This window comes from Streptomyces sp. GDS52 (assembly GCF_052246875.1).
GTDB classification, from domain to species: domain Bacteria; phylum Actinomycetota; class Actinomycetes; order Streptomycetales; family Streptomycetaceae; genus Streptomyces; species Streptomyces cathayae.
In genome coordinates this window covers 3,091,064-3,109,975 of sequence record NZ_CM125966.1, presented here as the reverse complement: position 1 = coordinate 3,109,975, position 18,912 = coordinate 3,091,064, and the positions used below count along the sequence as shown (strand labels likewise).

General features: G+C 70.9%; 16 protein-coding genes. 8 read left to right on the top strand and 8 right to left on the bottom strand.

Going from position 1 to position 18,912, the window contains the following annotated elements; translation table 11 throughout:
* Positions 1–60 precede the first annotated feature (60 nt).
* Positions 61–519: an ATP-binding protein gene (locus ACTWJ9_RS14075; RefSeq protein ID WP_443295779.1), complete on the top strand. Its 459-nt coding sequence runs from the start codon at positions 61–63 to the stop codon at positions 517–519.
* Entirely contained in the window at positions 516–866 is a 351-nt protein-coding gene (locus ACTWJ9_RS14070; protein ID WP_443295778.1) for a hypothetical protein, read from the top strand. Before ACTWJ9_RS14075 ends, ACTWJ9_RS14070 begins: the two co-directional genes overlap by 4 nt.
* 586 nt (positions 867–1,452) lie before the next feature.
* Here the strand turns inward: ACTWJ9_RS14070 and ACTWJ9_RS14065 are convergent.
* Both ACTWJ9_RS14065 and ACTWJ9_RS14060 read right to left on the bottom strand, forming a co-directional pair.
* Entirely contained in the window at positions 1,453–2,181 is a 729-nt protein-coding gene (locus tag ACTWJ9_RS14065) for a TSUP family transporter (RefSeq protein ID WP_443295777.1), read from the bottom strand.
* Between the two features lie 196 nt (positions 2,182–2,377).
* Entirely contained in the window at positions 2,378–2,905 is a 528-nt protein-coding gene (locus tag ACTWJ9_RS14060) for an SMI1/KNR4 family protein (RefSeq protein WP_443295776.1), read from the bottom strand.
* Between the two features lie 353 nt (positions 2,906–3,258).
* On the opposite strand from ACTWJ9_RS14060, the gene ACTWJ9_RS14055 reads away from it, so the two are divergent.
* Both ACTWJ9_RS14055 and ACTWJ9_RS14050 read left to right on the top strand, forming a co-directional pair.
* The gene (locus ACTWJ9_RS14055) at positions 3,259–4,254 is read left to right on the top strand and encodes a helix-turn-helix domain-containing protein (RefSeq protein WP_443295775.1); all 996 of its coding nucleotides are present in this window, start codon (positions 3,259–3,261) and stop codon (positions 4,252–4,254) included.
* Between the two features lie 91 nt (positions 4,255–4,345).
* The gene (locus ACTWJ9_RS14050; RefSeq protein ID WP_443295774.1) at positions 4,346–4,531 is read left to right on the top strand and encodes a type II toxin-antitoxin system HicB family antitoxin; all 186 of its coding nucleotides are present in this window, start codon (positions 4,346–4,348) and stop codon (positions 4,529–4,531) included.
* Here ACTWJ9_RS14050 and helR read toward each other — a convergent pair.
* Positions 4,524–6,668: an RNA polymerase recycling motor ATPase HelR gene (gene helR / locus ACTWJ9_RS14045; RefSeq protein ID WP_443295773.1), complete on the bottom strand. Its 2,145-nt coding sequence runs from the start codon at positions 6,666–6,668 to the stop codon at positions 4,524–4,526. The genes ACTWJ9_RS14050 and helR overlap by 8 nt on opposite strands.
* Positions 6,669–7,268: 600 nt before the next feature.
* Between helR and ACTWJ9_RS14040 the strand changes: the two genes are divergently transcribed.
* Complete coding sequence (locus ACTWJ9_RS14040; protein ID WP_443295772.1) at positions 7,269–7,889, top strand: lamin tail domain-containing protein; 621 nt, start codon at positions 7,269–7,271, stop codon at positions 7,887–7,889.
* 102 nt (positions 7,890–7,991) lie between these two features.
* On the opposite strand, the gene ACTWJ9_RS14035 is transcribed toward ACTWJ9_RS14040, so the two are convergent.
* On the bottom strand, positions 7,992–9,326 hold the full coding sequence (locus tag ACTWJ9_RS14035; RefSeq protein WP_388704806.1) for an NAD-dependent succinate-semialdehyde dehydrogenase: 1,335 nt from the start codon (positions 9,324–9,326) through the stop codon (positions 7,992–7,994).
* 165 nt (positions 9,327–9,491) lie between these two features.
* Here ACTWJ9_RS14035 and ACTWJ9_RS14030 point away from each other — a divergent pair, with 165 nt between their 5' ends.
* Positions 9,492–10,142, top strand: coding sequence for a TetR/AcrR family transcriptional regulator (locus tag ACTWJ9_RS14030; RefSeq protein WP_443295771.1), 651 nt, complete (start codon positions 9,492–9,494; stop codon positions 10,140–10,142).
* Positions 10,143–10,205: 63 nt separating this feature from the next.
* Positions 10,206–11,201: a porphobilinogen synthase gene (gene hemB, locus ACTWJ9_RS14025; protein ID WP_279334566.1), complete on the top strand. Its 996-nt coding sequence runs from the start codon at positions 10,206–10,208 to the stop codon at positions 11,199–11,201.
* 142 nt (positions 11,202–11,343) lie between these two features.
* On the opposite strand, the gene argS is transcribed toward hemB, so the two are convergent.
* The gene (argS, locus tag ACTWJ9_RS14020; RefSeq protein WP_279334565.1) at positions 11,344–13,101 is read right to left on the bottom strand and encodes an arginine--tRNA ligase; all 1,758 of its coding nucleotides are present in this window, start codon (positions 13,099–13,101) and stop codon (positions 11,344–11,346) included.
* Between the two features lie 245 nt (positions 13,102–13,346).
* Between argS and lysS the strand changes: the two genes are divergently transcribed.
* On the top strand, positions 13,347–15,095 hold the full coding sequence (gene lysS, locus ACTWJ9_RS14015) for a lysine--tRNA ligase (RefSeq protein ID WP_279334564.1): 1,749 nt from the start codon (positions 13,347–13,349) through the stop codon (positions 15,093–15,095).
* 108 nt (positions 15,096–15,203) lie between these two features.
* Here the strand turns inward: lysS and ACTWJ9_RS14010 are convergent, their stop codons facing one another.
* The 3 genes from ACTWJ9_RS14010 to ACTWJ9_RS14000 form a co-directional block, all read right to left on the bottom strand.
* Positions 15,204–16,634 carry a DUF2637 domain-containing protein gene (locus ACTWJ9_RS14010; RefSeq protein ID WP_443295770.1) on the bottom strand — a complete coding sequence of 477 codons (1,431 nt, stop codon included), beginning with the start codon at positions 16,632–16,634 and terminating at the stop codon, positions 15,204–15,206.
* A gap of 149 nt (positions 16,635–16,783) precedes the next feature.
* Complete coding sequence (locus tag ACTWJ9_RS14005; protein ID WP_423836093.1) at positions 16,784–17,686, bottom strand: DUF3558 family protein; 903 nt, start codon at positions 17,684–17,686, stop codon at positions 16,784–16,786.
* Between the two features lie 143 nt (positions 17,687–17,829).
* Complete coding sequence (locus ACTWJ9_RS14000; RefSeq protein ID WP_443295769.1) at positions 17,830–18,756, bottom strand: DUF3558 domain-containing protein; 927 nt, start codon at positions 18,754–18,756, stop codon at positions 17,830–17,832.
* Positions 18,757–18,912: the final 156 nt, after the last annotated feature.

The following is an 18,912-nucleotide window of genomic DNA, read 5'->3' as shown; positions in this document are numbered from 1 at the left end:
CACCGGTCGCACGGGCCGCCCGCCTTCACAAAGAGCACGGATGTGAACACTCTGAGTGATGTGAATCAGGAAACCGCCGCACCGCGCACCCCACTCCACCAGTTCACCGTGCCGCTCTCCGCCACCCGTCGGGGCGCCCGTCTCGCCTGGCTGCTCGCCGCGGAGCAACTGCGTTCCTGGGAAATCCCGTTGGACCCGGCCCGGTTGATCGTCGCCGAACTCGCCACGAACGCCGCCGTGCACGGCCGCGTCCCCGGACGGAGCTTCCGGCTCGGTCTCACGGTCACAGCGTGCGGGGTACTGCGCATCGAGGTCACCGACACCCGGGGCGAGCGTCTGCCTACACGTCGGAGCGCCCCTGTGGAACCCGCCGAGTCCGGCTACGGTCTGCTGCTGGTCGAGGAGTTGGCCGACCGCTGGGGCGTGCGGAGCGGTCCGGCGCCGTGCAAGGCGGTGTGGGCGGAACTGGATCTTGTCCCTCCTCGGAACTTCGATGACGTGAAGGAGGCCTTGAGATGAGCCCGGGCGGACGTTCGACGCCCTCGGTGCCCCAGGCCCGGCAGCCCAGGTCCTTCAGTTGGGTCGGCACTGGAGTGTGTGCGGTCGTTCTCGCTCTGGCGACCCTGGTGACGGGCTATGTCGTGCTCACGGCCTACGTGGTCGAGCCGGATGGCCCCTGGGACGAGCAAGCCGTCACCGATTCCGGCTTCGCGGCCGGTATCGGCTTGGCCTTCTCCGTCGTGATGGCGCTGCTGACGTGGGTGTTCGTCAAGGCCGAGTGGTTGCGCAGGTGGTGGTACGCCATCCCTGTGATGCTGGCCGTTGGCGCGCTGCTGCGGCTCACCCTGCTTGCACCGGAGCTCTGACCTTTTCCGAAGCCGGCTCGGCTGATCACGCCGTCCCACCGTGAATGCCATTGAACGCCGTTGTGCGTGGCTGCGTTTTCGTCTCCCCCTTGCCCTCGTGCTTTCCTTGCCGGTGGTGTTCCGCATCGAGCCGGCCGGCACACGGGGCGACCATCGACCGTAGTGCGGGAAGGAAGGCGACGCCCCCGCGAGTCCGGCTGCGCACTGATGCCGGTTCAGGAGTCGACGCCCGCTGCGTCGGCTGCGTCGCCGCCTGGGTCGAGGGGAACCTGACGGCGACGTGTGCGGCTGGAGGGGAGTGCCCCGTTGGAAAGCGTGAGCAGTTGGCGGGAAAGTGTTGCGTAAGCGCTCAGATGAGCGCCATGTGGACAGGAGCGGCCGAAGTGCTCACGCTTCTGGACGGGTGGTCCCACCCGGGGGTACGAGTGGCCGCCTGGACACCGCACACCGCGAGGCCGCGTCCACCGAGTGGTCGCGACCGTCGCCCTTCGCATCGAGGTGGCAGACACGCGTGGCGGTGGGGCCCGGCCCGGATCCGGCTCGGGGCCGGACGCCGGAGCGGTCGGCGGTGTGCCGGCCTTGCGCGTCAGCTCAGCGCGGCCTGGTACAGCGACACGCAGGCGCTGGCGACCAGCACCCCCAGGACGATCTTCTTGAAGCGCGCCGAATCCGTACGGGCGAAGACGCGGTCCCCGCACCACCAGCCCGCCAGCAGGCCGGGGAGCCCCGCGCCGGCCAGCAGCAGACTGTCCGCGGTCAGCCGGCCGACGGCGAAGAATCCCGCGAGGGCCAGGACGTTCTGTACGCAGAACGTGGCCTGGAGCGTCGCCCGAAACTCACGGGGCGCCAGCCCCATGGCCTGGAAAGCGGCGACCAACGGTGGCCCGTTCATCCCGGTCGAGGTCAGCAGCGCCCCGCTGGCGAAACCCGCGGCAACCGTGGGGCCCGTCCCGTGCCGGAAGGTCATGCCACGGCCGATCAGGACGGCGGACACCAGCACGGCACCGGCGATGAGGACGGACAGCGCACCCGCGCTGAGCACCGTCACCGCGAGCAGCCCGAGCGGCATGCCCACGAGGCCCGCTCCGCTCACCAGGCTCGCGGTGCGCACATTGACGTGGTCCCTCTGGTGGACGCAGACCGTCAGCGAGAGCACCAGCCCCAGCGAGGTGACCACGACGATGGCGTTCTGGGGGCTGGTCAGCAGGGCCAGCAGCGGCACGGCCACCAGCGCGAACCCGAAGCCGCTCAGCGCCTGCGCGAACGACGCCAGCGCGATGATCAGCGCCACCTCGGTGATCAGGGTCGTCGTCACGTGCACCCCCGGCCCACTGCCCCGGGGTGACCCGTCCGCCCCGTACTTCCCTCGCACACTACCGGCCGGGCGAACGCCGGCCGCCCAAGGGATACCCCTCGACCACCACGGCCCTGGGCCGGTGACTGGTTTCCTGTCAGCCGCGTGAACCGGAGGAGGTGCGGGACCGGTCGAGTGTGCGGGGCCCCTTACCGGCTCAGCGGCAGAGCGCGTCGATGGCGTCGGTGAAGGTGGGGAATTCGGTGCGGGCCTCGGTGAGGATGTCCCGGGCCGGGCGGCGCGGGGTGGTGGCGTGGCGTTCGGCGAGTTCGGTGAGCTGCAGGTTCGGGAGTGCCTCGTGTTCGTCGTACAGCACGGACTCCAGTGGTCCGATGCCGTCGGCGAGTACCCAGAGGAAGTCGGACAGGTTCCCGGCCACCACGCCGCACTCGCCCTCCGAGCCCATGAACACCACGGGTTGCTCGGCGAGGGGCCGGCCGGGCCGCCCGTACCAGAGGGCCGCGAGACCGCCGGTGCCGTCCTGGCCGAACAGCCGGTAGGCACCGCCGTCGAGTTCGGGGTTGCCGGTCCACTGGCGTAGCCAGCCGGTGGTTTCCCCGGCCGTGTCGAAGGCGTCGTAGGGCTCGAAGTCGATTCCGTCACCGTCGGCGTAGTCGAACTCGACGCGGGCCACGTCGGCGAGGGCGGGTGGAAGGCGGCGGTCGTCACCGGGCATCTCGTTCACGGGCGTACCGTAGCCGCCCGCACTGACATGCGAGCTTCGTGTCGGTGTCCCGGGTGGGCGGCTCACCGGCGCCGGGAAACGCAGGCTGCGGCGGTTCGCGGGGCGGGGATGCGGGCGGTAAAAGACCAAAGAACCCTGGGAAAAAACCAACCAACCAACCAAACCTCGCGTAGGTCACTCGAGCGGGTGAAACCGGCCGGATTGGCTGGCGTGTCGGTGGTTCGGGCGTGCAGTCTCAGCACGAGGGCGAGGTGACTCGCCGCTCCCCCATCCCTGCACATACGTCGGCCCCCGCCGGGACTAGCACTCCCAGGGCGAGGGCCTGACCAAGAAGGAAGACAGGACTCTTCCCCATGGCTGAGATGAAGCCTAATGCCGTACCGCGTCAGAATCAGGGTGTTCGGCGAAGCGCCGCCCCCTCCGGTGTCACGCACGTACGTACGTACCAGTCCGGGCAGTACGTCCTGGTGGGCAACCACCTCGCCCAGCACAGCGAGTTGTCGCTGATCGCGATCGGACTGGCGACCCACATCTTCTCGGTGCCCGAGGGCACCCTGGTCGACATCCGCAGCCTCACCGAGCGTTTCCCCGAAGGGCGGGACCGGATCGCCCTCGCACTACGGGAGTTGGAGACGCACGGCTACCTGGAGCGGGTCCGCGAGCACACGGAGACGGGCCGCCTGGCGACACGTACGTACGCCCATCACGCGCCGCTTTCCGCCACTCGGACAGTCGCGCCACCCGTTCCCGCGCCTGTGCGTGCGGCTGGGCGGACGGCGACGGCACGAGCCCGCACCCGGGCCTCCGTAGCGGGTGCCGACCCGCAGGAAACACCTCAGGAGGACGACCAACCCGCTGGAGAGCCGGTCGCCCCCAAGGTGCCCGAGGCCGCCCCCGACGCGCCCGCACCTGTGGACCTGCCGCGAGAGCCGGCTCGCCGGGACCCGCTGTACGAGGAGGCGGTCACCCTCCTCGCGGGCCTGCGCCGCACCGACGAGCGCATCGTCCTGTCCCTCCGGGACGTGCACGGACTGGCTCCGGGGGTCGTCGCCTGGCTCGAACGAGGCACCACCCCCGCCGCGGTGCACCGCACCCTGACCGCCGACCTCCCAGGAGTCATGAAGCACCCGGCCGGTGTGATCGCCTACCGCCTCCGCGAACTGCTGCCGCCGCCCCTTCCCGCGACCCCGGCGCCCCCGCCCTCCGCGGTCACGAGCAGCGCTCACCGTCAGCACCCCTTCCAGGACTGTGACGGCTGCGAACGGGTCTTCCGCGCCCCGGAACCGGGCCGCTGCCGCGACTGCCGGTCCGGCCCGATGGTGACGAGCCAGGGTGCCCGCGCGGCCTGAGTATGCGCCTCCCGGTACAGCACAGCGAGGTGAACGAGATCACCGCGGAGAACATCTGCAAGACCCTTGAGTCGGAGTGGGGAGAGAGGTGGTGGCGGTCAAGGTCTATCGCGTTGTCGCACGCCGCATCGGTGAATGGTGGGCTCTGGAGGTGCCTGACCTGCCCGGCGTCTTCAGCCAGGTCAAGCGATTGGAGCAGGCGGACGCGGCTGTGCGGGAGGCCATCGCCGTCATGCTCGGCTCCGAGCCCGACGGCTTCTCGGTGAGGTTCAGGTGAGGATGACGAGTTGCCGGGTCGTTCTGGTCATCGCGACGTAGCGGTCGACGGCTCCCTCGATGCCCTCGCCGAACGAGTCCGGATTGACGAGGACGACAAGGTCGAACTCCAGGCCCTTGGACAGTTCCGGGGTCAGGGACAGGACGCGGGGCGTGGAGCGGAACGTGGGGTGGCCGATGACGCAGGCGATTCCGTCGTCGTGGGCGGTGAGCCAGGTGTCGAGGATCGAGTCCAGGTCGGAGAGGGGTCCGTGGACGACGGGGATGCCGTTGCTGCGGATGGAGGTCGGGACGTTGGCGTCCGGGAGGGCGGCGCGGATGACCGGCTCGGCCTCCGTCATGACCTCTTCCGGTGTGCGGTAGTTGATGTTCAGGGTGGCCACGTCGACGCGGTTGAGGCCGACTCGTCGGAGTCGTTCCCGCCAGGACTCGGTGAAGCCGTGTCTGGCCTGGGCGCGGTCGCCGACGACGGTGAAGCTGCGGGACGGGCAGCGCAGGAGCAGCATCTGCCATTGGGCGTCGGTCAGTTCCTGGGCCTCGTCGACGACGATGTGGGCGAACGGGCCGGCGAGCGCGTCCGGTTCGGGGGTGGGCAGGGCGCTCTCGTCGATCAGGGTGTCCTGGAGGTCCTGGCCGTGCAGCATGGTCACCGCGCCCTCGCCGTCGTCGTCGGAGGCGATGACGTTGTCGATGACGGCGGCCATCCGCTCGCGCTGGGCGGCGACCGAGGCGTCGTGGCGGCGCTTGCGCAGGGACGCCTTCGGGTCGCCGAGCCGCTGCCGGGCCGCGTCCAGGAGCGGCAGGTCGGACACCGTCCAGGCCTGGGCGTCCGCGCGTTGGAGTGCGCGCACCTCGTCGGGGGCGAGCCAGGGGGCGCACAGGCGCAGGTAGGCGGGGACCGACCAGAGGTCGGAGACGAGGTCGGTGGGTTCGAGGAGCGGCCAGGCGTTGTTGAGGGCGGTGAGCAGCTGCTTGTTCTGGGCCAGGGCCTTGCGGAACAGGGTGGGGGAGACGTCGTCGCGGCTCTGCCTGTCCAGCAGCATCGTGACCAGCTCGTCCCAGATGTGGTCGCGTGCCTCGTTGTGCGGGATGCCCGGTTCCGCCGCCTCGAAGGCCTCGGCCCAGTCGTCGGCGGTCAGGCGGACGTCCGACCAGGGGGTGGTGACCGTCATGGCCCGGGTGGGCGGTTCCTCGTAGAAGCGGACGGCGGTCTCGATCGCCTTCACCAGGTCCGCGGACGACTTCAGACGGGCCGCCTCCGGGTCGGTCTCGGCCGTTGCCGCGGCCCCCTCGGGGACGAGGTCCCGCAGGGTGCAGGTCTGTACGCCCTCCTCGCCGAGGCCGGGCAGGACGTCGGCGACGTAGGCCAGGTAGGGCTGGTGCGGGCCGACGAACAGCACGCCGCCCCTGCGGTGTCCGAGGCGCGGGTCGGAGTAGAGGAGGTACGCGGAGCGGTGCAGGGCGACGACGGTCTTGCCCGTACCCGGGCCGCCGTCGACGACGAGCGCGCCGCGTGAGCCCGCGCGGATGACGGCGTCCTGGTCGGCCTGGATGGTGCCGAGCACGTCCCGCATCCGGGCCGACCGGTTGCCGCCCAGACTGGCGATGAAGGCGGAGTGGTCGTCGAGCGCGGCGTGCCCTTCCAGCCCGTCGGCGGTGAACACCTCGTCCCAGTAGTCGCTGATGCGGCCACCGGTCCAGCGGTACCTGCGGCGGCTCGCGAGACCCATCGGGTGGGCGTGGGTCGCCGCGAAGAACGGTTCGGCGGCGGGGGAACGCCAGTCGAGCAGCAGGCGACGGCCCGCGTTGTCGGTGAGGCCGAGCCGGCCGATGTACACGGGCTCGCCGTCGTCCGCGCCGACGATGTGTCCGAGGCACAGGTCCAGGCCGAAGCGGCGCAGGGCGCGCAGGCGGGAGGTCAACCGGTGCACCTCGATGTCCCGGTCCATGGCCTCCCGGCCGACCCCGCCGGGCGCCCTGAGGGTGGCGTCGCGGCGGTCGGAGAGCTCGGTGATCGTCTGCTCGAGGCTCTCCGCGAGGGCCGCGAAGTGCTGCTCGTCCCCGGCGATCAGATGCGGGTCGGCTTTGGCGGAGAGGCGTTCGGGGAGGGCGAACACACTGGTCATCGGGTGGTTCATCGGGTTCACGGTCAGTGATTCTGCGCCATGACGGGGGCCTTGCCGCAAGCCCCCCGGTGCGCTATAGGTTGAGAGTGGCAGGGAGTGGGTTCGCCTCCTTGCCTTTTTGTTTTCCCGCAGCCCTCGCGTGGCGTTCCACCACCGGCCCTCGTCGTCGCTTCGATCGGCACCGCGGAGAGGCAGTACCTTCTTCGCCGTGGAGCGGCGCCTTGTGTGGGCTTCGAGTGCGCCTCGCGTGCTCACGTCCTTCACCCCCTGTGCCCGGACGGCCCTGTTACCCACTTTCAGGGGAACGGCAGGGTGGCGCGTGCGGTGGCGTGGCGGGGCGTGGGCCTGGTGGAACGGTGAGGGACCCGGACAGGCCACGGGTCGGTGCGTGGTGCATCGATCCGAACCCCGTATTCGAACGATATGTGTGCATCCGGCAACCGACTGTTTCGGACATGTCTGCATTACGTCACCTGTGGCGGGACTTCCTGTGAAAGGGGCTGTCGTGGCGGCAGGGTGTGAGACCTCGGCAGCCAGCCGGGACGTACCACTCGGAGAGCGCCGCCCGTCCGTACCCGGGGCGGGCCGGCGCACCAATGCGAAGGGGACCGCATGTCTGCTTCTTCCGCCGCTCGCCGTCTGACCGCCGTCGCCCTGGTGACCGGTTCCGTCGTGGCGGCCGCCGCCCTGCCGGCGTCCGCCGTCCAGGACAGGGCCCCCGACCGCCGGCAGGTCGTCATCAGCGACGTCCAGTACAACGCTCCCGGCCCGGACACCCGCAGCAACCGTTCGCTGAACGGCGAGTGGGTGAACATCACCAACCGGTCCCGCCACAGCGTCGACCTGAGGGGCTGGACCCTGCGCAACAGCAAGGGCGACAAGTACACCTTCCGCCACCTGCGGTTGAACGGCCGCTCGACGGTCACGGTGCACACGGGATCCGGCCGTGACACCCGCCACGACGTCTACCAGGACCGCCGCCACCACATCTGGGACAACCACTCCGACCGGGCCACCCTGTCGGACCGCCGTGGCTCGGTCGTCGACACCGAGAGCTGGGGCCGTGGTCACGGCCATGACCGCGACCGTGACCGTGACCGCGGCCACGACCGCGACCGTGGTGACAACCTTGACCGCGGCCACAACCGCGGCAACGACCGTGACCGCGGCCACGACCGCAGCAACAACCGGGCCGGCGAGCGCGGTAACGACAACGGGCGCCACCAGCGCTGATTCACCGCCCCGAGGGCGTGTCACGGCAGCCGGCCGTGACACGCCCTCGGGCGTTTTCCGGGCCCGGACCGGGGCGGTCCGGGCCCACGGCCGGCAGCTCGGTCAGGCCACGGTGCGGATCAGCTTCTTGTTGACGAACTCCTCGGTACCCGGGCGGCCGAGTTCGCGGCCGAAGCCGGAGCGCTTGATGCCGCCGAAGGGGAGTTCCGCGCCCTCGGCGCCGACGCCGTTGACGAAGACCATGCCGGCCTCGATGCGGTCGGCGACGCGTTCGGCCTGGGCGGGGTCGGTGGTGAAGACGTAGGAGCCGAGGCCGTAGGGGGTGTCGTTGGCGATGCGGACGGCGTCGTCCTCGTCGGCGGCCGGGAAGACCATGGCGACCGGGCCGAAGAGTTCCCGGCGGGCGGCGGTGTGGTCGGTGGTGAGGCCCGTGAGGACCCCGGCCGGGAAGTAGGCGCCGTGCCGCTCGCCCTCGGTGTGCAGGGTGGCGCCCTCGGCGACGGCCGCGTCGACCTGGCGGCCCAGGTTCTCGGCGGCGGCGGCCGACGACAGGGGGGCGCCGGTCGCGCCGGCGAGCAGGCGGGCGGTGAACTTCTCGACGAACGCGTCGTAGAGGTCCTGGACGACGACGAACCGCTTGGCGGCGTTGCAGGCCTGGCCGGTGTTGTCCAGGCGGGCGGCGACGGCGGCGTCGACGACCGCGTCGAGGTCGTCGGTGGACAGCACGAGGAACGGGTCCGAGCCGCCGAGTTCGAGGACGACCTTCTTCAGGTGGCGTCCGGCGATCTCGGCGACGGCGGAACCGGCCCGCTCCGAGCCGGTGAGCGAGACGCCCTGGACGCGCGGGTCGGCGATGACCTCGGCGATCTGCTCGTTGGTGGCGTAGAGGTTGACGTACGCGCCCTCCGGGAAGCCCGCCTTGGTGAACAGCCGCTCCAGCAGTGCAGCGGTGGCCGGGCACTGCGGGGCGTGCTTGAGGACGATGGTGTTGCCGAGGGCGAGGTTCGGGGCGGCGAAGCGGGCCACCTGGTAGGCCGGGAAGTTCCACGGCATGATCCCGAGCAGGACGCCCAGCGGGCTGCGCCGGATGACGGCGCTGCCGGGGCCGGAGGTGACGTCGAGCGGTTCGTCGGCGAGGAACTCCTCGGCGTGGTCGGCGTAGTAGCGGTAGATGTCGACGCAGAAGTCGACCTCGCCCTCGGCCTCCGCGAGCGGCTTGCCCATCTCGCGTACGATGCTCGCCGCCAGCTCGGCCCGGTGCTCCGCGTGGAGGTCGCCGAGCCGGCGCAGCAGGGTGGAGCGTTCGGCGACGGTGCTGGTACGGCCCCACGCGGTGGCGGCGTGGGCGGCGGTGAGGGCCGCCTCGACCTCGGCCTCACCGGCGGTCGGGTAGAGCTCGGCGACTTCGCCGGTGGTGGGGTCGGTGACGGCGTACATCAGTGCTCCAGTGCTCCGGGGGAGAGGAAGAGTGAGGAGAGGGGTGCGGGTGGGGCTCCGGGGTGGCTGAGGCGGCACAGGGCGGCCGCGCACAGGGGAGTGTGTGCCCTGGTGCCTCATTGTCCGATTGTCTTATTGGTCGTTCACTCAATAACATTCCCGGTCATGACGTCAAGGGGTCCGGAAAAGCGTGTCCGCAAGGCGCCGGCCGAGCGCCGCAGCGAGATGGTCACCGCCGCCGCACGGGTCGGGCTCGCCGAAGGGCTGGAGTGCGTCACCCTGCGCCGGGTCGCCGACGAGCTCGGCGTCCGGCCCGGGCTCGTCGGCCACTACTTCCCCGCGGCCGACAGGCTCGTCGCCGAGGCCTTCACCAGCGCCACCCTGGCGGAGCTCGACGGTCTGCTGCCGGAGCTGCCCGCCGGCCCGGGCCCCGACTCCGGCCCCGGCGTTGCGGTGCGCGCGCTGCGGCGGCTCTTCTCGCTCACCTCGAGCGCCGACTTCGACGACGTCAGCAGGATCTGGCTCAACGCCCGGCACCTGGCGCGCTACCGGCCCGTCCTCCGCGAGCACGTCGTCGAGCAGGACCTGCTCTGGTGCCGGCGTATCGAGCGGGTGGTCGCCACCGGGGTGGCGGCGGGAGACTTCCGCTGCGCCGACCCCTGGGCGTCCGCCGTCCGCATCCACGTCGCGATCGACGGGACCAGCGCCTACGTCAACACCGGCGTGGGGCACCGTGCCGCCCCGATCGCGGACATGGCCCGTACCCTCGCGGAGGCCGAGCTGGGGCTGGCGTCCGGAGCCCTCGGGCCGCGCTGACGGCGAGCCGGGCCGACTCGGCGTCGGTAAAGGTACGGGGCGGGCGGGCGTAGCGTGGGAGGTATGACGACGTACGGATCTTTTCCCGGTACCCGGCCCCGGCGTCTGCGCACCAGCCCCGCCATGCGCCGGATGGTCGCCGAGACGCGGTTGCACCCCGCCGACCTCATCCTCCCGGCCTTCGTCCGCGAGGGGGTCACCGAGCCGGTGCCGATCGAGGCGATGCCGGGGGTGGTGCAGCACACGCGCGACACCCTGAAGAAGGCGGCGGCCGAGGCCGTGGCGGCCGGAGTCTCCGGGATCATGCTGTTCGGGGTTCCGGAGGAGTCGAAGAAGGACGCCCTGGGCACGGCGGGCACCGACCCGGACGGGATTCTCCAGGTCGCCCTGCGGGACGTGCGGGCCGAGGTCGGCGACGACCTGCTCGTCATGTCCGACCTCTGTCTCGACGAGACGACGGACCACGGGCACTGCGGGGTGCTGGACGACCAGGGGCGGGTCGACAACGACGCGACCCTCGAGCGGTACGCCGAGATGGCGCAGGTGCAGGCCGACGCGGGCGCCCATGTCGTGGGGCCCAGCGGGATGATGGACGGGCAGATCGGCGTCATCCGTGACGCTCTCGACCAGATCGGCCGCGAGGACGTCGCGATCCTCGCCTACACCGCCAAGTACGCCTCCGCCTTCTACGGGCCGTTCCGTGAGGCCGTCGGTTCGTCGCTGCGGGGCGACCGCAAGACGTATCAGCAGGACCCGGCCAACGTCCGTGAGTCGATGCGGGAGTTGGCGCTGGACCTGGCGGAGGGCGCCGACCTGGTGATGGTCAAGCCGGCGGGTCCGTATCTGGACATCCTCGCCCGGGTCGCCGACGCCGTGGACGTGCCGGTGGCCGCGTACCAGATCTCCGGTGAGTACTCGATGATCGAGGCCGCCGCAGAGAAGGGCTGGATCGACCGCGACCGGGCGATCCTGGAGACCCTGACCGGCATCAGGCGGGCCGGCGCGCAGAACATCCTCACCTACTGGGCCACCGAAGTCGCCCGGAAGCTGGGGGAGTAGCTCAGCCCACGGTGGTCTCGAGGCAGGACCGGCTCCGCTGCGTCCGGCCGGACGCAGCGGAGCCGGTCGATCGCGTGAACGGCCGCGGCCCGTCCTCTCCTCCCGAGGAGAGGACGGGCCGCGGCTCGTGCGTCGGTGCGGGTCAGAGCCGCTCGGGGGTCCGGATGCCCAGCAGGGCCATGCCCCGGTGCAGGGTGCGGGCCGTGATGTCGCACAGGAACAGGCGGTTGGCCACCTGCTCGGGCGACTCGGCCTTCAGCACCGGGCACTTGTCGTAGAACGACGTGTACAGGGACGCCAGCTGGTACAGGTAGGCGGCCAGCTTGTGCGGGGCGTACTCCCGCGCCGCGTCCGCCACCGTCTCCGCGAACCCGTCCAGGTGCAGGCCCAGCGCCCGCTCGGCCTCGTGCAGGGCCAACTCCGGGTGCGCCGAGGGGCGTACGCCGTCGGGGGCCTTGCGCAGGATCGACTGGATACGGGCGTAGGCGTACTGGAGGTAGACGGACGTGTCGCCGTTCAGGGAGACCATCTGGTCGAGGTCGAACTTGTAGTCCCGGTTCGGCGACGTCGACAGGTCCGCGTACTTCACGGCTCCGATGCCGACCTGCGCGGCCCGCTCCCGGATCTCGTCCTCGGTGAGGTCCCGAGCCTTCTCCCGCACGACCTCCGCGGCCCGCTGCACCGCCTCGTCCAGCAGGTCCTCCAGCCGCACGGTCTCGCCCTCACGCGTCTTGAACGGCTTGCCGTCCGCGCCGAGCACCGTGCCGTAGCCCATGTTGTGCGCGGTGACGTCGTCGCTGAGCCAGCCGGCCCGGCGGGCCGTCTCGAAGACCATCCTGAAGTGCAGCGACTGGCGCACGTCGACGACGTACAGCAGCGTGGTCGCGTGCAGGTCGACGACGCGGTCGCGGATCGCCGTCAGGTCCGAGGCCGCGTAGCCGAAACCGCCGTCGGCCTTCTGCACGATCAGCGGGACCGGCTGGTCGTCCTTGCCGCGGATCTCGTCGAAGAACACCACGAGCGCGCCCTCGGAACGCACCGCGACGCCCATCTCCTCCAGGAGCCGGGCGGTCTCGGGCATGCCCTCGTTGTACGCGGACTCCCCGACGATCTCCTCGTCGCGGACCTCCATGTCGAGCTTCTCGAAGACGGAGTAGAAGTAGACCTTCGACTCGTCCACGAACTGCTGCCACAGCTCGAGCGTCTCCTTGTCACCGGACTGGAGGGCGACGACCCGCTTGCGGGCCCGCTCCTTGAACTCGTCGTCCGAGTCGAAGAGCGCGCGCGACGCCTTGTACACGCGGTTCAGGTTGCTCATGGCCTGCGTGCCGTCGACCTCGTCCGCGGGGGCCAGCTCACCCGGGTGCTCGAACAGGTACTGGATGAGCATGCCGAACTGGGTGCCCCAGTCGCCGATGTGGTGCCGGCCGATCGTCTTCTCGCCGGTGAAGTCGAGCAGGGCGCGCAGGGCGTCGCCGATGACCGCCGACCGCAGGTGACCGACGTGCATCTCCTTCGCCACGTTCGGCTGGGCGTAGTCGACGACCGTGACGCCCGCGTTCTCCTTCAGCGGCACGCCGAGGCGCTCGCCGTCCGCGTGCCGCGCGGCGAGGTTCCCGGTGATCGCCCGGTCGGCGACGGTGATGTTGAGGAAGCCGGGGCCGGAGACCTCGACGTCCTTGATCAGGTCACCTGTCGTGAGGTGCGCCACGACCTCGGTGGCCAGCTCCCGCGGGTTGGCCTTCGCCTTCTTGGCCAGCGCCAGGATGCCGTTGGCCTGGTAGTCCGCCCGGTCGCTTCGTCGCAGCAGCGGGTCCGCGGACGCCTCCGGCCGGGTGGCGGAGAGGGCGGACGAGAGCTGCTGGTTGACGAGATCGGTGAGCGATGTGACCGAGGCCATAGGAGGGTGTGCCCGTTCTCCTCGTGGGTTCAGATAGACCTGGTCAGTATCCCACGGGTGGCACGGCGTTTTCCTGGCCGCGGGCCGGCGGGGGCTCGTCGGGCCCGCGGGGCGGAGCCGTACGCCGGCACGGACCCGTGTTCCGGGGCGCCGGTGAAAAGCGGTTTTCGCGGATGCGGTCCGGGCTGGGAGAATGGAGGGGTCAGCCGTGCGACCGTACCGGCTGCCCGAGCAGAAAGAAGGACGTGCCGATCGTGGCTCAGAGCACCGAGACCACCGACTGGGTCTCCCGTTTCGCGGATGACGTCATCGAGGAATCGGAGCGTCGGGCCCCGGGCAAACCCGTCGTCGTCGCGTCCGGACTGTCACCGTCGGGCCCGATCCACCTCGGGAACCTCCGCGAGGTCATGACCCCGCACCTGGTCGCCGACGAGATCCGCCGCCGCGGCCACCAGGTGCGGCACCTGATCTCCTGGGACGACTACGACCGGTACCGCAAGGTCCCCGCCGGGGTCGAGGGCGTCGACGAGACGTGGGCCGAGCACATCGGCAAGCCGCTCACCTCGGTCCCCGCTCCCAAGGGCTCCCCGTACCCGAGCTGGGCCGAGCACTTCAAGGCCGCCATGGTCGAGTCGCTCGCCGAGCTGGGCGTGGAGTTCGACGGGATCAGCCAGACGGAGCAGTACACCTCCGGTGCCTACCGCGAGCAGATCCTGCACGCCATGAAGCACCGCGGCGACATCGACGCGATCCTCGCGCAGTACCGCACCAAGAAGGCCCCGGCCCCGGCGAAGAAGCAGCAGCAGAAGCCGGTCGACGAGGCGGAGCTGGAGGCGGCGGAGGGCTCCGGCGCGGCCGCCGAGGACGACGGCAGCCTCGGCTCCGCCGGCTACTTCCCGTACAAGCCGTTCTGCGGCAACTGCGGGAAGGACCTCACCACCGTCACCGCCTACGACGACGACTCCACCGAGCTGACCTACGCCTGCACCGAGTGCGGCTTCTCGGAGACGGTCCGGCTGAGCGAGTTCAACCGCGGCAAGCTGGTCTGGAAGGTCGACTGGCCGATGCGCTGGGCGTACGAGGGCGTGATCTTCGAGCCGTCCGGCGTCGACCACTCGTCGCCGGGGTCGTCGTTCCAGGTCGGCGGGCAGATCGTCGGGATCTTCGGCGGCAAGCAGCCGATCGGCCCGATGTACGCGTTCGTCGGGATCAGCGGCATGGCGAAGATGTCGTCCTCGCGCGGTGGCGTGCCGACCCCCGCCGACGCGCTGAAGATCATGGAGCCGCAGCTGCTGCGCTGGCTGTACGCCCGCCGCCGGCCCAACCAGTCCTTCAAGATCGCCTTCGACCAGGAGATCCAGCGCCTCTACGACGAGTGGGACCGGCTCGACGCCAAGGTTGCCGAGGGCACCGGGCTGCCCGCCGACGTCGCCGCGCACTCCCGCGCGGTGGGCACGGCGAGCGGCGCGCTGCCGAGGACGCCCCGGCCGCTGCCGTACCGCACCCTCGCCTCCGTCGCCGACATCACCGGCGGGCACCCGGACCAGGCGCTGCGCATCCTCAGCGACTTCGACCCCGCGAACCCGCTGGGTTCCCTGGACGAGGCGCGGCCGCGCTACGACAAGGCCGAGGCGTGGATCTCCCTCCACGTCCCCGCCGACCAGCGCACCATCGTCCGTACGGAGCCGGACGAGGAGCTGCTGAAGTCGCTCGACGAGCAGGGCAGGGAGTCCCTGCGGCTGCTGGTCGACGGGCTGGCCGACCACTGGTCGCTGGACGGGCTCACGCACCACGTGTACGGGGTTCCCAAGGTGCAGGCCGGTTTCCCCGCGGACGCCACGCCGAAGGAGCTGCCGGCGGAGATCAAGACTGCGCAGCGGTCCTTCTTCGCGCTGCTCTACCACCTGCTGGTCGGCCGTGACACCGGCCCGCGCCTGCCCACCCTGCTGCTCGCGGTGGGCCAGGACCGGGTGCGGAGGCTGCTCGGTCACTGACCGGCACAGCGACACGTACGAGGACGGGGGCGCCCGGTGTTCCACCGGGCGCCCCCGTCGCCGTTCCACCGCGTGCTCGTCCGCGTGCGGGGCATGCGGACCTGCGGGTCACGCGATGTGTTCTTCCTCCAGCTCGACGGAGTGGCGGTTCTGGAAGTCCAGGACCATGCGCTTGGCGTCGGCGTCCAGCAGGGCGTGGCCGTACGTCGCCTCGACGTATTCGCCGAACTCGCGCGGAGTCGGGTAGCCGCCGCCACTTATCGACTGCTTGAACAGCCTGTAGTAGTCCTCGGTGTCAGGGGCCTGGACCTGGGGCTCCGGAGGGCCGCCGCCGTCGCCCAGTTCACGGGTGCGGCCCGGGCCGACCGGGATGGGGAAGGTGCCGGTGTCCTCCGGGGACGGCTCCCGCAGCGGGGGCGCCTCCTCGAACTGCCGGCGGTACTGCTCGGCCTGCTCCTGCTCCGCGTACCACTGGGCGTACGCGGTGTCCGGGTCGTACGTGGGGTCGTAGCCGCCGTGGTACTCGACGGTCTGCGGGTGCCGGGAGTGCAGCCACTGGTTCTGGTCCGGGGCGGGCTGCCGGTCGGACGGGGGCTGTGCCGCGGGCTCCTGCGCGTCCGGGGACTTGCGGAGGTCCGGGGGGCCCTGGGGGGTGCGGAGGTCCTGGAGGTCCTGGGAGTCCGGAAGAGCCTGGGGGTTTCGGGGGGCCGCGGTGTCGGGGTCGCCCGTCAGCTCGGGGCGCCGCTCGGTGGGCGGGGCCGCCTGCTGCAGGGCGGGCGCCGGTGACGTCATGGCCGGGCCGCCGTCCACGGCCGTCCGGTGCTCGGGGGCCGGCGGGAGCACGGCCGGTTCGATGCCGGCCGCCGCCAGGCCCGCCGGGGCCGTCTCGGCGAGGGGGACGCCGTACTTGGCCAGGCGCAGCGGCATCAGGGACTCCACCGGGGCCTTGCGGCGCCAGCTCCGGCCGAAGCGGGAGCGCATCCGGGCCTGGTAGACGAGACGTTCCTGCTCCAGCTTGATGACCTGCTCGTAGGACCGCAGCTCCCACAGCTTCATCCGCCGCCACAGCAGGAACGTGGGGATCGGCGACAACACCCACCGGGTGAGGCGGACGCCCTCCATGTGCTTGTCCGCGGTGATGTCGGCGATCCGGCCGACCGCGTGCCGGGCGGCCTCCACCGACACCACGAACAGGACGGGGATCACGCTGTGCATCCCCACGCCGAGCGGATCCGGCCAGGCCGCCGCGCCGTTGAAGGCGATCGTGGCCGCCGTCAGCAGCCACGCCGTCTGCCGCAGCAGCGGGAAGGGGATGCGGATCCAGGTCAGCAGCAGGTCCAGGGCCAGCAGGACGCAGATGCCGGCGTCGATGCCGATCGGGAACACGTAGCTGAAGTTGCCGAAGCCCTTCTGCAGGGCCAGTTCACGGACGGCCGCGTACGAACCCGCGAAGCCGATCCCGGCGATGACCACGGCTCCGGCGACGACCACGCCGATGAGTATCCGGTGCGTGCGAGTCAGCTGAATGGGCGCGGCCACCCGTACTCCCCTCCTCTTGCGTGTTGTTGCGCGCAACAGAGTGGCACATGTGTGCGGAGGACGGGTGGCCGGTTCGGTACCAGAGCCTCACCGCACGGTCCCGTGTGCGCTTTCGGGTACGTCTCCGTGCACGCTTCTGTGCCCGTTCGTCAGCTCTTCGACTCCAGCGGCGCGCCGCTCCCGGGGGCCCCGCCGTCTCCGTCGTCCTTGCCGTTCTTGCTGTTCTTGTCGCCCTCGTCGGCCTTGTCGTCCTTGCTGCCCTTGTCGTCCTTGCCGTCCTTGGTCCCGGTCACGGACGTCACCGCTTCCGCGGCCGCCTTCTTCGCGTCCTTCATCAGGTCGTCGGCGCTCGGCGTCTTGTCCCCGGCGAGGCCCGCCCCGTTGTAGTCGAGGGTGATGACCACGTTCTCGACGCGCGCCACCACCGTCTGCTGCTTGAAGGTGCCTTCCTTCTTCTTCAGGTCGTAGCGCACGGCCGTCGCCTCGTCGCCGGTGCCGGAGAGCGGCTCCGCCTCGAGGCCCTTGGCGCCGTCGGTGGCCTGGACGTCCTTGACCTGCTTGGCGTAGTACTCCTTGGCCAGTTCGTCGCCCGCGCCGCGTGCGACGTCCGAGTCGAAGCGCAGCATCGACACGTTCAGCCAGCGGAACTGCGAGCCGTCCACACCGTTGTTGGTGAGGCTGTCCCAGGAGCAGCCGGCACGCGTGGCGATGTCGTCGGACTGGCTCTCCTTGCCCGACTTCGCCTTGGGCACGAGGTCGTCCAGGGTCTTCTCCGACAGGGCGCCGCACGCCTCCGGGAGGTCCGTGTACACCGCCGCCCGCACCGTCGGGGACGGGCTCGCGGACGCCGACGCGGAGGCGCCGGCCGCCTTGTCCTCGCCGCCGTCGGAGCCGGAGTCCGAGGAGCAGCCGGCGGCGATCAGCATCGCGGGGACGGCCGCCGCGCAGACAAGAACGCGGTTGAGGCGCTTGGCTCTCCCCCGCTGCCCGGACGGCGTGGGCGGTACCCCCATGTCACACTCTGCTCGTCGCTGCATGGTTCCTTCACTCATGACGCTCGTGTTCCCTGCGGTCGAACCCGTGGTCGAACCTGCGGTCGAAAAGGGGTCCGAGGGGTCACCGTACGCGGTGCGCCGTTCGTGTGGTCTTCCTTCGGGCGTTTCGCGCAGGGCGGTGGAGGAAGTGCGAGCGGGGCTCAGCCGCTCAGCGAATCGGCCAGCAGGGACGCCAGTTTCCTTGCCCTGTCCTGCATTTCCTTGCTGTCCGGGACGGCACCGACGGTCGCCGGCTGCTCCGTGTACTCGATCGTCACGATCACGTTGGACGTGCGAAACGCCACAGTCACCGTGCGCTGCTCCGCGGTCGAACCGGAGCTGCTCAGCTCGTCGTCGATGAAGGCCTCGTCGCCGAACTCCTCCAGGACGCGGGGCTGGAGGCCGGAGGGCGAGGTGGACGGCGACGCGGGGGAGGAGCCGCCGTCGGACGGTGAGCCGGAAGCCGAGGACGCGGCGTCGGACGGTGCGGAGGAACCAGAAGAACCGGAAGAGCCGGAAGAACCAGTGGGGTCGGAAGAGCCGGTGGGGTCGGAAGAGCCGGTGGGGTCGGGGGAGTCGGAGGAACCCGGTGAGGGGGAGGTGTCCGGGGAAGCGGAACCGGACTCCGTGGTCGTCGGTTCCGGGAGGTCGGCCGCCTCCTGCTTCGTCGCGAAGAGTTGCTGGGCCTGGTTGTCGTCGCTGACGGCGTTGTCGTAGGAGACGACCCGCTCGAGGTCGATCACCAGGCGACCGGTGGCCTGGGACGACTCCACCTTCCAACGGCAGCCCACCTTGCGGTCGGTGTCGTACGTGAGGGCCGGCTCGCCCGCGTACGCCTTCTCGCGCTGCGGCTGATCGGCCATCTCCCTGATGCCGGGCAGGAGTTCGTCGAGCGTCTTGGGGCCGATCGCGCCGCAGGGCTCGGGGAGCGTGGCGTATCTGCCCGGCTGGGCCACCGGGGAGGCCGTACCGGCGCTGCCCGGGTTGGAGTTGTCCGACTGGCTTCCGCTGCCCGAACTTCCGGTGCATCCGGCCAGCAGGGCCGCGAGGAGCGCGGCGACGCCGGGTACGTAGGCCCTCCGCTGCACGGCCGGGCTCCTCTCGACGGGCGGGTGCGGGCCGCAGCCCGCCGGGTCTCTCAGTGTCCCCGCTGGTTAATCGCTTGCCGCACGGGGGCACCCCCGGCAGACAATGTGTATCGCACGCACTGCCGTGAACGCCGGTCCGAAGTCCGCTTCGTCGAC

Bases quoted from the DNA above. Each gene is read 5' to 3' on its own strand.
- ACTWJ9_RS14030 (WP_443295771.1), top strand. From the start codon at position 9,492: ATGACGTCAAGGGGTCCGGAAAAGCGTGTCCGCAAGGCGCCGGCCGAG.
- argS (WP_279334565.1), bottom strand. From the start codon at position 13,101: ATGGCCTCGGTCACATCGCTCACCGATCTCGTCAACCAGCAGCTCTCG.
- ACTWJ9_RS14035 (WP_388704806.1), bottom strand. From the start codon at position 9,326: ATGTACGCCGTCACCGACCCCACCACCGGCGAAGTCGCCGAGCTCTAC.
- ACTWJ9_RS14005 (WP_423836093.1), bottom strand. From the start codon at position 17,686: ATGAGTGAAGGAACCATGCAGCGACGAGCAGAGTGTGACATGGGGGTA.
- ACTWJ9_RS14040 (WP_443295772.1), top strand. From the start codon at position 7,269: ATGTCTGCTTCTTCCGCCGCTCGCCGTCTGACCGCCGTCGCCCTGGTG.
- ACTWJ9_RS14055 (WP_443295775.1), top strand. From the start codon at position 3,259: ATGGCTGAGATGAAGCCTAATGCCGTACCGCGTCAGAATCAGGGTGTT.
- ACTWJ9_RS14070 (WP_443295778.1), top strand. From the start codon at position 516: ATGAGCCCGGGCGGACGTTCGACGCCCTCGGTGCCCCAGGCCCGGCAG.
- hemB (WP_279334566.1), top strand. From the start codon at position 10,206: ATGACGACGTACGGATCTTTTCCCGGTACCCGGCCCCGGCGTCTGCGC.
- helR (WP_443295773.1), bottom strand. From the start codon at position 6,668: ATGAACCACCCGATGACCAGTGTGTTCGCCCTCCCCGAACGCCTCTCC.